This window comes from Methylosinus sporium, assembly GCF_003113265.1.
Taxonomy (GTDB): domain Bacteria; phylum Pseudomonadota; class Alphaproteobacteria; order Rhizobiales; family Beijerinckiaceae; genus Methylosinus; species Methylosinus sporium.
The window spans coordinates 109215-120858 of the sequence record NZ_PUIV01000001.1 but is presented as its reverse complement, the minus strand read 5'-3'; the positions used below and the strand labels follow the sequence as shown (position 1 = coordinate 120858).

Genomic DNA, 11644 nt, shown 5'->3' with positions numbered 1-11644 from the left:
CTCATGACTCCTCTCCGGTCGGATGCGAGATGAAAGAAAAAGCGAGCGCCTCGAGCAGGCGCTTCTGCGCGCCGAGCGCCTGTTCCAGAGCGACGACCGCGCGATCGAAATTCGCGTCGTCGCGGCGATCCTCTATGCGCGCGCAAGCATGGCGAACGCTCGCGCGGTCGCGCGACAGGGCGCGCCCGCAGGCCGAAAGGCTCGCGCCGAAAGCGACGTGGTCGAGATAGAGAGCGAGATGGCGGGCGTCGGCGACAGGGGCGCGGCCGCGACTGCGCGCGCCGAGCTCGCGCGGGGCGACGCCGCAGGCCGCCGCGACGGCGGCGACGCAGAGTGGGGAAGTGCGGATAGCGGCGTTTCGTCGGGGGCGCATTTGGTCTCGCCTTGCAGGCGTCGCGGCTCTCGGCCGACGACTCTCATGAGGCTATCATGAATTTAATCCTATACAACGGACAAAAAACTTATCCCCGTCTCTCTCCGTTCGGCGATGGTCGGCGCGGGAGGACCGCCATGCCGCGTCGAACATCATCTGCCCATGATCCTTTCCAGGCCCGAGATCCTTTCCAGACCTGCGATCATTCGGAAGCCCGCGATCGCCTTCGCGCGGCAGCGCGCAAAAGCCTGCAGATCGCGCTGCGGGAGAAGGCGGGCGCCTATCGCCGCGAGGACTTCCTGCGCTCGTTTCATCGCCTGTCGCGCGACGCCATCGCCGCCGAGACGCCGGAGGCGGCGGCCGCCGTGCTGAAGGAGCTCGAGCGCGCGCTACGAGCCGAACGCGCCCGCGCCGGACATTGGACCTATGATCTCTCCCGCCATATCGCGCTTCTCGTCGCCCATCGCGCCGAGCAGGCGCGCGCGCTGCGCCTGACGCGCCAAGCGTCCAGCAAGGCGTCCGGCAAGGCGTCCCGCAAAGGAACGGGCAAAGAAACGGGCGAGGGGGGAGACAATTCAGCTCGCCCCGCCATGTGATCCTGGGACGCCGTGTCGCGTGACGCCCTTTGTCGGCCGGCGGGTTTGGGCTAAAAAGCGGTTTCATTCGTCGATGCGTTCGAAGGTCCATTTCGCGTCGTGGGCAAATCGAGAGACCGACCATGTTCTTGGAGAGGCTGCTCGCTCTGGCGACCGGCGCGTTCGTCGCGATCTGTCTCGGCTTCGGACTGACGATGATGGCGCTCGGACCCGGCCGTCGCCTCGCCGAGGCGGCGCATGACGCGCCGCTCGCCGAAGCCGCGCCCGCGGAAGCTCCCGTCGAGCCGCTCCTTTTGGCGCGCGACCGCGTCGAGCGGGCGATCGCCGCCACGGAGGAATACCGGACCTTCTTCTTGCGCCTGCATGAGGACTTTCCGGCCGATTACGCCGCCGCGATCGATTCCTTTTCGCAGGAGCAGCCCGCCGGCGCGGAGGCGGCGAGCGTCGATTTCTATCTCGCCGAATCGGTGCGCCGGCTACGTCAGGCGCGCGGCGTGCTCGCCGCCCGAGCGGAGCCCTCTGTCCTCGCCCGCGTCTTCGATCTGCAGCTCGATGTGCTGCGCGCCATTTCGTCGGAGAACAAAAAGCTCTGCGCCGCCTTTCTCTATGGCGGCGTCGATCAGGATTTCCACAGTTTCGCCGCGCGGCGGCGTGCGCTGGTGGCGGAAATGGCGCTGGTCGGCCTGGAGGCGATCGCCAGCGGCCAGGCCAAGCAGCTCGAGCGCTCGGCGCCGAGCGAGGAGGATTTTCGCGCCTTGGAGAAGGCTCTGGCCGCGCGCGGGCTGCGCAAGGCGGAGATCGACTCGCTGCTCGACGGCAAAACGCCCGATCCGCCCTTCGACGACAAAAAAACCTGCGCTCTCGGCCAGACCTATCTCGAGGCGCTGCGCGCCCTGCCGGAGCCGGTCCGCCTGCGCATCTACGGCCTCGCCGTGGAGCTGATGGCGCGGTCCTGATCCCCGCCCTCGACAGCCTCGCAGACAGGCGGCCGCCGCCATGCGCCATAGCGCCAAGGCGCGAGCGGATGCGCCGCCTCCGGCGTCGTCTGCGGAACCGGATCATATCCATCGCCGCCGCCCGGCCGGCATCGGCAGACGCGCGCAAAGCCCATCCAGCCGCCGGCCCAGAGGCCATGACGGGAAATCGCCTCATCGGCATATTCGGAGCAGCTCGGCAGATAGCGACATTCGCGCCCGATCAACGCCGACAGGCTGAGCCGATAGAGCAGAATGAGCGCGCGAGCGGCGCGGGCGGGAAGCGACCGGAGCATGACGCGGAGCCTATCACGCCCGCGCTCCACAACCGAGGACCGACCGGGCCGAAAGTCGCGCTCGCGCTCGATCGGCGACGACCTCGCGGGCGAGCGGACGCACCGAGGCCGTCCAGGCGGCGAAGCGGGTCGAGCAGGCGGAAGACCTTGCGCAGGGTCTGGGCGGCGGCGACGCCGTTTTCAAACGGCAGATAGCCCCGCAACCAATCCAAGGCCCCCGCCGCCGCGACTCCTCGACGCCGTCCCAGTCGTCGGCCCCGCAGACGACGCCGACAAGGGCCGTCAGCAAAATCTCGTCGAGCGGATAGGTCACCATCCCAGGGATGCGGTGGTCCGGCACAATCCGCATATGAGCCAAGAAATCCGTCACTATGGCGCGTTAGCATGGTCAACGAATCGTTGACGATTTAAGACTCGGCTTTGTCCGGTCTCGCAGCGGGACCGGACCACGGCTTGACACTTTTGACGGGCGTCGACTATACCCGCCGACGCTCGCCCGAAAGGGCGTGAGGCGGAGTAGCTCAGTCGGCTAGAGCAGAGGAATCATAATCCTTGTGTCGGGGGTTCGAATCCCTCCTCCGCTACCACGAACAGAATTTATTATGTAATTTCATATAGTTGGCGACTTTCTGGCCCGCTGATTACGCGCCGTGCCGCTACGAAGCCGCTACCATCAGCGGCGTTCGCGCATTCGTCGTTGCGACGGATATTGGCATTCGCTGGCCTTCAAAATCTCACTTCAGCCGCACGCCGAGCAGCAAACCGCTGTCCGCCACTGAATTTTCGCTCGATCCCGTGGCGCCAGAGGGCTTCGACGCGAGCGCCAGCGCACGGAGACGAGCGGCGTTGACGCCCAGGCGCGTCAACGCTGCGACCACGGCCTCCGCCCGCCGCTTCGACAGTCTCTTGGCGTCGCCATAAGCCGCGACCGTCGCTCTGGCGCGAGGATGAGCGGCCAGAATGTCGGCGACCGCCCGCAATTGCGTCTGCGCGGCGGGCCGCAGGGCCGCTCCGCGCGGTTCGAAAGCGACGCCGTCGAGCTCGAACCAGGCAATTTTTCGCCCGGGAGCCGCCTCGCCGACGAGGAAGGCGCGCAACTTCGACTCCACCCCTTCGCTCGCAACGACGCTGGACCGCGTTTCCGCTTTCTGCGTTTCGGCTGAGCGCTCCGTCGGGAGAGTCGGAACGACCCCGGCCGTCGGCGCCGCCTCGGACTGCGCTGATGGAAGCGGCGGCGTTTCGGCAAGGGGAAGGCTCGGCCGCCATGGGCGCCACCACGCCAGAACGGCCACGATCGCCAGCGCGGCGGCCGTCGCCCCCGCCCATATCGAGCGTCTCGAGCCCGCCGAGCGGCGGAGGGCGTCGGTAGGGGCCGGCTCGTCGATGCGTGATCGGCGCAGCCGTAGCGAGTTGGCGATCACGCTCACCGACGACAGCGCCATGGCGGCGGCGGCGATCGTCGGCGACAGCAGCAGTCCGAAAGCGGGATAGAGCGCGCCGGCGGCGACAGGCACGCCGGCGGCGTTGTAGATGAACGCGAAGAAGAGATTCTCGCGAATGTTGCGCATCGTCGCGGCCGAGAGCCGCCGGCCGCGAACGATGCCCTGCAGATCGCCCTTCAGCAAGGTGACTCCGGCGCTCTCGATCGCGACATCGGTTCCCGTCCCCATGGCGACGCCGACATCGGCGGCGGCGAGCGCCGGCGCGTCATTGACGCCATCGCCCGCCATGGCGACGACACGGCCGGCCGCTCTCAGCCGGCTCACCACCTCGCTTTTGTCTTCTGGAAGAATCTCGGCTTCGACCTCGTCTATGCCGAGCCGCTTCGCCACGGCGCGCGCGGTAGTCCAATTGTCGCCCGTCAGCATGACGACGCGCACGCCATCCTTCCGCAGCGCCTGCAGGGCGACGGGCGTCGTCTCCTTGACGGGGTCGGCGATGCCGATCACGCCGGCGACGAAGCCGTCTAGGGCGACGAAAATCGCGGTGACTCCGTCTTCTCTGAGCCGCTCGGCTTCTGCATCGGCGGCGCCGGCGTCGACGCCGATCTCGTCCAGGAAGCGGCGATTGCCGATAATCAGCGATCGACCATCGACCACGCCCGTCACGCCTTTGCCGACTGGCGAATCGAACTCCTTCGCTTCGGAGAGCTCGAGCCCGCGCGCGAGCGCCGATTGCACGATCGCCTGCGCCAGCGGATGCTCGCTCGCCCGTTCGAGGCTGGCGGCGAGACGCAGTAGATCATTCTCGGCGAGCTCGGCTGTCGGTCGGACGTCTGTCACGCGAGGCTTGCCTTCGGTCAGCGTGCCGGTCTTGTCGACGACGAGAGTGTCGATCTTCTCGAAGCGCTCCAACGCCTCGGCGTTCTTGATGAGTACGCCGCTCTGCGCGCCGCGTCCGACGCCGACCATGATCGACATGGGCGTCGCGAGGCCTAGCGCGCAGGGGCAGGCGATGATGAGGACGGACACGGCCGCGACGAGGCCATAGGCCATGCGCGGCTCCGGTCCCCAGATGGCCCAGGCTATGAAGGCGAGGACGGCAACGCTGATGACGGCCGGAACGAACCAGCCGGAGACCTGATCGGCGAGCCGCTGGATCGGCGCGCGGCTGCGCTGCGCCGCGGCGACCATCTCGACGATGCGCGCCAGCATCGTGTCGCGGCCGACCTTGTCGGCGCGCATGACGAAGCCGCCGCTCTGGTTGAGCGCGCCGCCGATGACTTTGTCGCCGGCGTTTTTAGACACCGGCAGCGACTCGCCCGTGACCAGAGATTCGTCGACCGAGCTGCGGCCGTCGAGTAGTTCGCCGTCGACGGGGATCTTTTCGCCAGGGCGCACGCGGAGCCGATCGCCGACTGCGACTTGCTCGAGCGGAATATCCTCGTCCGATCCATCGGCGGCGACGCGCCGCGCGGATTTCGGCGCGAGATCGAGCAGAGCGCGGATCGCGCCGCCGGTCTGTTCCCTCGCGCGCAGCTCCAGCACCTGTCCGAGCAGAACGAGGACAGTGATGACCGCGGCGGCCTCGAAATAGATCGGAGCCGAGCCGTCGGCGTTGCGGAAGGCCGGCGGAAACAGCGTCGGAGCGAAAGTCGCGAGCACGCTATAGGCCCAAGCGACGCCGGCGCCCATTGCGATGAGCGTGAACATATTGAGATTGCGCGTCACGAGAGACCGCGCCGCCCGCTCGAAGAACGGCCAGCCGGCCCACAGAACGACGGGTGTCGCGAGAGCGAATTGAATCCAAATGGAGAGCTGCGGTGAAAGCAATCGATGCAGGCCGAAGAGATGTCCGCCCATCTCCAGAGCGAGGACAGGAACGGCGAGGGTGAGGCCGATCCAGAAGCGCCGCGCCATGTCGACGAGCTCCGGGCTCGGCCCGGTCTCGGCGCTTGCGACGACAGGCTCGAGCGTCATTCCGCAGATCGGGCAATTGCCCGGCTTCGGCTGGCGGATTTGCGGATGCATCGGGCAGGTGTAGATCACCTCTGGATACGCGCCTCGGCCGCGCTGTTCCCTGGGCGCCGCCCTCGCCGGAGAATGCAGATGCTCCTCGCGAGAGTGTCGGTTGGCGTGCTCATGGGCATGTTCATGGGCCATGGGAGAACCCCTAAATCGCCGCTACGACTTAGAATGCGCAGACTTCACCGACTGAAAAACCAGAACATGACGCTGAGCGCCACGCTGACGATCAGCGACGTCGTAAGGGGAATATAGGGGCGGAAATCGCCGCATTCGACAGCTTGGTCGCCGGGTGGCGGCCGAGGGCGAACCGCTTAGCGACGAATCGCGCCAGCCCGACGAGGAACGAAAAAGAAGATTTCGACGAACGAGCGGTCGCCATGCCCCGCATGACACTGTTCTTCAGCGCGCGCTTGCCGACGCGCCGCCCGAAGGGTTCGTGAAGCGACCAATAGCTTTTCCCTGCTCGAGCGAGTTAGCGTTTTTCGTTGTGATTCGGTGGCTGGCGTAAGAATCCCCTGCGACCGAGGTCTCTCAATGTCGTCGCGCGCACGAGCTTCCGCCGCTGAGCCGAAGCGACAGAATTTATTCTTTATCTACATCCTCGGGAAACTCGGCCCTGCTTCGTTGATCGTTGGAGCAGCGCATGGCTGCGCGCCAATTCCACTGCCGCTCGTCGCCCCTGAACCGTTCGACGCCGGAGCGCCTGCGCCCGCTACATATTATCGATCTACGGTCGGTTCGTATGTCAGCCAACGGCCGATCCAGCCGGGCTCCTGGAAAGAGCAAAATGCGCAACTGGCCCGATCATCGGAGCGAGCGCATCACGGCGGTTCGGAGCATGAGCATTGAAACGGCTCCCATGCTCTCTATCGACGCTGCGACGGTGGCGGAACAGTGGTCTGAGGCTTCGAGCCGGCGCGGCGCTGCTCTCTGCCATGACGCTTTCCGCTTGTGTCGGCTTTTCAGACGACGGCGGCATGAGCATTGTCGCGGACGTCGCCGGTAGCCGGCTCGAGAAGGACGTGCTGGCGATTCGCACGCCGGAGGACGCCGCATCCGCTCGGGCTCGTGTCGAGCATCTGCTCTCGCGAGCGCTGACGGCCGACTCCGCGGTGCAAATCGCCCTGCTCGACAATCGCGGCCTCCAAGCGGAGTATAATGCGCTGGGCTCCGCGGAAGCGGCGATGGTGAAAGCGATCCTTCCGCCAAACCCGAGCTTTTCCATTTCGCGGATCGCCGGACCGTTGAAATTGGAGCTCGAGGCGATCATCGCCGCCGATATTCTCGCATTGGCGACTTTGCCGGCGCGGGCGGAAATCGCTGCAGATCGATTTCATCAGGCGCAGCTGCGCGCCGCCGAGGAAACGCTCCGGCTCGCGACCCGAGCGCGCAAAGACTATTATCGCGCCGTCGCGGCGCAGGAGCTCGTCGCTTTTCTCACCAAAGCAAATTCGACGGCCGAATCGGCCGCGCAGCTCGCCAGAGCCTTGGGCGAAACCGGCGCGATGAACAAGCTCGATCAGGCGCGCGAGCAAGTCTTCTACGCCGATCTTACCGCCCAGCTCGCGAAGGCTCGCCAGCGCTCGATCGCGGAGCGCGAACAGCTGATCCGGTCGCTGGGCCTGTGGGGCGCCGATCTCGATTTCAGGCTGCCCGCGGCTCTGCCGGCGCCGCCCTCTCGTCCAAACAACATGCCCATGGTCGAGCAGGAAGCGGTGGCGCGCCGCCCCGATCTTTTCGTGGCGGGCACAGAGCTCGACGCGCTCGCAAAGTCGTACGGGCTCGTCGAAGCCACCCGCTTCGTCAATGTCTTCCAATTGTCCGGCATCTACAAGGACACTCGTGAAATCGTCACCAGAGTTTCGAGCGACGGTACGATCGACACCGAGCGTGTTCGATTCAGGGTTTTTGGCCCAGGCGCCACGATCGAAATTCCGATTTTCGACTTTGGCGAGGCGCGCACGCGCGAGGCGGAGCAGAATTTTTTGCAGGCGTTCAACCGCCTCGCCGCAAAAGCGGTCGAGGTTCGGTCGGAAGCCCGTCTCGCTTACCAGACCTATCGCTCCGCGTGGGACATAGCGAATCATTATCAGCGCGAGATTTTGCCGCTGCGCAAAATCATCATGGATGAGAGCCTGCGGCGCTACAATGCGATGCTGATCGACGTCTTCCCGCTGCTCGCCGAGGTGCGCCAGAGGATAATGGCGAATATCGCGGCGATCGAGGCCAAACGGGATTTCTGGCTCGCCAATGCCGATCTTCGGGCCGCGGTCATCGGCGGCGTCGAAACGCGAGTCGAAGAGGCGCCCGTATCGCGGATGGATGCTATCGGCCAGTGACGCATGAGGGAAGACAGACAATGATGTCTCGAAGGAACTTCATCGGCGCCGCGGCTGGATTTGCGAGCGTCGCCGCCCTGAGCGGCCGTGCGCAGGCGGCGAGCATTCCGGAGGCGCATTATGCGACGAGCGCGGAGACGCAACCTCCGCTGCTTCCCTCGAATGGTCCCGAATTTCATCCCGTCGTGACGTTGAACGGGTGGAGCCTGCCATGGCGCATGAAGGAAGACGTCAAAGAGTTCCATCTCGTCGCGGAAGCGGTCGTGCGCGAGTTTGCGCCCGGGATGAAAGTGCATCTTTGGGGCTATAACGGTCAATCGCCGGGTCCGACCATAGAGGCGGTCGAAGGCGACAAGGTCCGCATTTTCGTGACGAACAAGCTGCCGGAGCCGACCTCGGTCCATTGGCATGGAATTTTGTTGCCGAACGGCATGGACGGCGTGGCCGGCGTCACGCAGCCTCACATTCCGTCGGGCAAGACCTTCGTCTATGAATTCGAGCTGAAGACGAGCGGGACCTTCATGTACCACACGCATTCGGACGAAATGGTGCAGATGGCGATGGGCTTGATGGGAATGATCGTCGTCCATCCGCGCGATCCCGAGCAGCATAGAGTCGATCGAGATTTCGTCTTCATGCTGGCCACCTATGACGTCGATCCCGGGACCTATGTGCCGAAGGTCGTGGAGATGACGAACTTCAATATGTGGACATTCAACAATCGCGTCTTTCCCGGCATCGATCCGCTCGTCGTGCGCTTGAACGATCGCGTGCGCGTGCGGATGGGCAATCTCAGCATGACAAATCATCCGATTCATCTGCATGGCCACCATTTTTACGTCACCGGCACGGATGGGGGCTGGATTCCTCGATCGGCGCAATTGCCCGAAGCGACCGTCGACGTCCCCGTCGGAACGATTCGCGCTTTCGAGCTCGTCGCAGACAATCCGGGCGACTGGGCTTTGCATTGTCACAAGTCGCATCACACGATGAACGCCATGGGCCATGACTTGAGAACGTTCATCGGAGCAAAGCAGAGCCCCAGAGTTGCCAAAGCGATTGCCAAGCTGGTTCCGGATTACATGCCCATGGGCTCGTCCGGTATGGGCGACATGGCGTCGATGCACATGCCGGGGCCGGATAATGCGCTTCCCATGATGACCGGAACGGGCCAATTCGGGCCCATCGAAATGGGCGGCATGTTCACGCTCATGAAAATCCGAGAGGGGCTGGCGCGCAATGATTACAAAGACCCGGGTCCGTACAAGTTTCCGGAAGGAACCGTGGCTCACGACGTCGAGGGTCGACCGGCAGAGGCGTCGCGGCACGAAGGAATGAAGAGCTCGAAAAGCCCTGCGCCGAGGCCCTCCGGCCACGGCTACCATGAGCATCATTGAACAGAGGAAAATTGTTAGACTGATTTGTTCAGCTTCTCGTCGGCGGCGCGAAAGTCGTTCATCGCGCAGTCGGTCATATCGCGCTGTGATATGGCCCCGTCCCAGCACGAACCGGCGCGCGGCGGCGTAGAATTGGCTGCGGTTTCGGCGTGAGAGGCCGCGCCGAACGCAATCGATAGAATCGCCGCAACGGTAACGGTGGAGCAGGCGATGTCGAGATGTACGCTACGCCCTCGCATTCGGCGCCCTCTTTCGATTTCGCAAGTCAAATTACTTCGAGCGAGCAATTGTCGTTAATTACCGCACGCCAGGGCGCAAAAAGTCGGACCGCAATGGAACGCGCCGAGGCGCGTTCCTTCTCGCGATCGTCTCACCCCAGCGTCTTCTTCAGCTCGGCCAGAATCGCGTCGCCCATCTGGCTCGTCGAGACGGGCTTGTCGTTCGGCCCGGCGATATCGGCGGTGCGCAGGCCGGCGGCCAGCACATCGGCGATCGCCTTGTCGATCGCGTCGGCGACCGGGATCAGGCCGAAGGAATAGCGCAGCGCCATCACCAAAGAGCCGATCATGGCGATCGGATTGGCGAGCGCCTTGCCGGCAATGTCCGGCGCGGAGCCGTGACAGGGCTCGTAGAGCGCCTTGCGCTTGCCCGTGGCGGCGTCTTCGCCGCCGAGCGAGGCGGAGGGCAGCATTCCGAGCGAGCCGGTCAGCATGGAGGCGACGTCCGACAGAAGATCGCCGAAGAGATTGTCGGTGACGATCACGTCGAACTGCTTGGGCCGGCGCACCAGCTGCATTCCGAGCGCGTCGGCGAGCATATGCTCGAGCTGCACGTCGGAATATTCGCGCGCGTGCAGGGCGGTCACCACCTCGCGCCACAACAGGCCGGACTTCATCACATTCGCCTTCTCGGACGATGTGACCTTGTTGGAGCGCTTGCGGGCGAGCTCGAAGGCGATGCGGGCGATGCGCTCGATCTCATAGGTCTCATAGACCTGCGTGTCGACGCCGCGCTTCTGGCCATTGCCGAGATCGGTGATCTCCTTGGGCTCGCCGAAATAGACGCCGCCGGTCAATTCGCGGACGATCATAATGTCGAGGCCGTCGACGAGATCGGGCTTCAGCGAGGAGGCGTCGACCAGCGCCGGATAGCAGATGGCGGGGCGCAGATTGGCGAAGAGGGCGAGATCCTTGCGCAGGCGCAAGAGGCCGGCCTCGGGGCGCACCTCGTAAGGCACGCCGTCCCATTTCGGCCCGCCGACGGCGGCCAGCAGCACGGCGTCGGCGCTTTTGGCGAGAGCCATGTCGGATTCGCTGATCGCCTGTCCATGGGCGTCATAGGCGGAGCCGCCGACGAGGCCCTTCTCCGTCTCGAAAGAGGCGACGCCCGCCCGGCTCAGGAAAGAAATGAGCTTTTCGGCCTCGGCCATGATTTCCGGGCCGATGCCGTCGCCCGGCAGGAGAAGGAGCTTGTAGGCGGCCATGAAATCCTCTCTATCTCTGGTTCGCGGGGTTGCGCCGTCAATAAGGCGCGCGCCGTCGCAAGGCAACATCGCGGAGAAATCCATCGTGATGCGACAATCTGTCCGAGGCGGCCGGCTTGCCGGGATCGCGACGGCCGTGCAGCCTGCGTTCCGAGCCCCATAAGGAGCCCCGCTTCGCGCCGATCCCCAATCGGCGGGAGCGAAGGAAAAAACGAAAAGAGGAGACGCGTTTCATGTCGACATCGAAGATCGTGGCGGCCGCTCTGCTCGTGGCCGCGCTCACCGCCGGCCGCGCCGAGGCCTTTTGCCTCTTCTCCTGCGAGCCGACCGCCGACAACGCCCGCTCGGTGTTCGAGAACCGGCTGAAGAAGAAATTCGATCCGGACGCGAAAGTGGTGAAGTTCGACGTGTCGCGCTTCTGGCGGCTGGACGTCGAGGGCGCCGGCCACCATGCCGTCGAATTCTACTTCACCGGCTCGGCGGAATTCCCCAAGGGCGCCAATCTCGACTGCAAGCCGGACGAGGCCGGCGCAGTCAAGGCCGGCTGCTCGGCGAGCAAATATTATTCGACCACGGTCTCCAATCAGGAGATCAAGGACCGGCAATATATAGAGCCCGGCGCCAAGATCGACTTCAACGACGAGACCCGCTTCGACGAGAGCCCGAAGGGTTGGAAGGGTCAGGACGGCAACGTCTATTGACCCCGCCCCGGCGGCGGC

The 11644-nt window shown here is 64.8% G+C and carries 10 protein-coding genes, 1 tRNA gene and 3 pseudogenes; 6 read left to right on the top strand and 8 right to left on the bottom strand.

Features of this window, described 5'->3' with window-relative positions; translation table 11 throughout:
* Position 1 precedes the first annotated feature (1 nt).
* A complete protein-coding gene (locus C5689_RS00550; RefSeq protein WP_108915322.1) occupies positions 2-373 on the bottom strand; it encodes a helix-turn-helix domain-containing protein in 372 nt (123 codons plus the stop codon).
* 137 nt (positions 374-510) lie between these two features.
* Here C5689_RS00550 and C5689_RS18735 point away from each other — a divergent pair, with 137 nt between their 5' ends.
* The gene (locus tag C5689_RS18735) at positions 511-969 is read left to right on the top strand and encodes a hypothetical protein (RefSeq protein WP_244594516.1); all 459 of its coding nucleotides are present in this window, start codon (positions 511-513) and stop codon (positions 967-969) included.
* Between the two features lie 122 nt (positions 970-1091).
* A complete protein-coding gene (locus C5689_RS00540; RefSeq protein WP_108915321.1) occupies positions 1092-1925 on the top strand; it encodes a hypothetical protein in 834 nt (277 codons plus the stop codon).
* Here the strand turns inward: C5689_RS00540 and yidD are convergent.
* Both yidD and C5689_RS19020 read right to left on the bottom strand, forming a co-directional pair.
* Entirely contained in the window at positions 1889-2239 is a 351-nt protein-coding gene (yidD, locus tag C5689_RS00535) for a membrane protein insertion efficiency factor YidD (protein ID WP_108915590.1), read from the bottom strand. The two genes, C5689_RS00540 and yidD, sit on opposite strands and share 37 nt — an antisense overlap.
* Positions 2240-2252: 13 nt before the next feature.
* Positions 2253-2588: a transposase family protein gene (locus C5689_RS19020; protein ID WP_146188289.1), complete on the bottom strand. Its 336-nt coding sequence runs from the start codon at positions 2586-2588 to the stop codon at positions 2253-2255.
* A 161-nt stretch (positions 2589-2749) separates the two neighbouring features.
* Between C5689_RS19020 and C5689_RS00525 the strand changes: the two genes are divergently transcribed.
* Positions 2750-2826 (top strand) — tRNA-Met (locus C5689_RS00525).
* 147 nt (positions 2827-2973) lie between these two features.
* On the opposite strand, the pseudogene C5689_RS18730 reads toward C5689_RS00525, so the two are convergent.
* The 3 pseudogenes from C5689_RS18730 to C5689_RS18725 form a co-directional block, all read right to left on the bottom strand.
* Positions 2974-3252, bottom strand: a pseudogene (locus C5689_RS18730) (OmpA family protein); the annotation flags it as partial.
* A 369-nt stretch (positions 3253-3621) separates the two neighbouring features.
* Positions 3622-5841 (bottom strand): annotated as a pseudogene (locus tag C5689_RS00520) (copper-transporting P-type ATPase); the annotation flags it as partial.
* A 44-nt stretch (positions 5842-5885) separates the two neighbouring features.
* Positions 5886-5984 (bottom strand): annotated as a pseudogene (locus C5689_RS18725) (DUF2905 family protein); the annotation flags it as partial.
* A gap of 699 nt (positions 5985-6683) precedes the next feature.
* Here C5689_RS18725 and C5689_RS00510 point away from each other — a divergent pair.
* Together C5689_RS00510 and C5689_RS00505 are read left to right on the top strand one after the other, a co-directional pair.
* Positions 6684-8045 carry a TolC family protein gene (locus C5689_RS00510; protein ID WP_244594515.1) on the top strand — a complete coding sequence of 454 codons (1362 nt, stop codon included), beginning with the start codon at positions 6684-6686 and terminating at the stop codon, positions 8043-8045.
* A 20-nt stretch (positions 8046-8065) separates the two neighbouring features.
* Positions 8066-9442, top strand: a complete 1377-nt coding sequence (locus C5689_RS00505) for a multicopper oxidase family protein (protein ID WP_108915317.1) — start codon at positions 8066-8068, stop codon at positions 9440-9442.
* 14 nt (positions 9443-9456) lie between these two features.
* Here C5689_RS00505 and C5689_RS18305 read toward each other — a convergent pair whose 3' ends face one another.
* Both C5689_RS18305 and leuB read right to left on the bottom strand, forming a co-directional pair.
* Positions 9457-9681 carry a lysozyme inhibitor LprI family protein gene (locus tag C5689_RS18305; protein ID WP_108915316.1) on the bottom strand — a complete coding sequence of 75 codons (225 nt, stop codon included), beginning with the start codon at positions 9679-9681 and terminating at the stop codon, positions 9457-9459.
* 131 nt (positions 9682-9812) lie between these two features.
* Positions 9813-10925 carry a 3-isopropylmalate dehydrogenase gene (gene leuB / locus C5689_RS00495; RefSeq protein ID WP_108915315.1) on the bottom strand — a complete coding sequence of 371 codons (1113 nt, stop codon included), beginning with the start codon at positions 10923-10925 and terminating at the stop codon, positions 9813-9815.
* Positions 10926-11158: 233 nt separating this feature from the next.
* On the opposite strand from leuB, the gene C5689_RS00485 reads away from it, so the two are divergent.
* Entirely contained in the window at positions 11159-11626 is a 468-nt protein-coding gene (locus C5689_RS00485; RefSeq protein WP_108915313.1) for a hypothetical protein, read from the top strand.
* The last annotated feature ends 18 nt before the right edge of the window (positions 11627-11644 follow it).